This is a genomic window from Desulfosporosinus metallidurans (genome assembly GCF_001936615.1).
GTDB lineage: Bacteria > Bacillota > Desulfitobacteriia > Desulfitobacteriales > Desulfitobacteriaceae > Desulfosporosinus > Desulfosporosinus metallidurans.
In genome coordinates this window covers 1-668 of sequence record NZ_MLBF01000173.1, presented here as the reverse complement: position 1 = coordinate 668, position 668 = coordinate 1, and the positions used below count along the sequence as shown (strand labels likewise).

General features: G+C 47.0%; 1 protein-coding gene. It reads left to right on the top strand.

Annotated features, from left to right (window positions below; genetic code table 11):
• Positions 1-320: 320 nt before the first annotated feature.
• The coding region (locus DSOL_RS26220) for a hypothetical protein (protein WP_075367612.1) at positions 321-668 on the top strand (348 nt) is incomplete at its 3' end.

Genomic DNA, 668 nt, shown 5'->3' with positions numbered 1-668 from the left:
TTTCTAACGGTTGGTTTTTTCGCATCTCCTGGTCCACCCGGCGTCAATTACCTCGCTGGGGCTGGTTGAACTTGTCCTGGCCCCGGGAACACCCCTTGTAAAATCCCGTCTCCTGGGTTTTCGGGGCTTGTCCTATGGCTTGGCATCCCCCGCCAGCAAAAACCCCAGGAACAGCGTCCTACGCCCAAATTACGATTTCCATCCCAGAAGCACGAGAAATTTGATGCGTTTTTGCCCAAGAAATGCGTATTTTCATGCATTTTTCAGCAATTCGTAGAGATATACCAGATAAAGTAACATTTCTATGCAAAGGAGGCGTTATGGGAGCCAAGAATGGTAATTCAACTGACGTTCAAGACGGGACGGCGAAGAAGAAAATCGAATCGAAGTATGATCCGAAGACTCTTCGTAGCCTTATCAAAGAAGGTCTGGATGCTGCTACGATAATGGAGCGCATGAAGATCAAACATCGTCAGACGCTTAAACAGTATATCTTGAAGCTCATAAGTACCGACAGGGTGCTCTATGAGGTCAAGGGACTTTATCTCAAGGACTCAAAGAGACCGAAGGTAAACCAATTCGGTTTTCTGAAGGTCAATCTGAAAGCCCACGATCTCGGTGATCTTGAAGTCAACGAAGGCGACGAGTTCACAATCGAAGTCATCGAT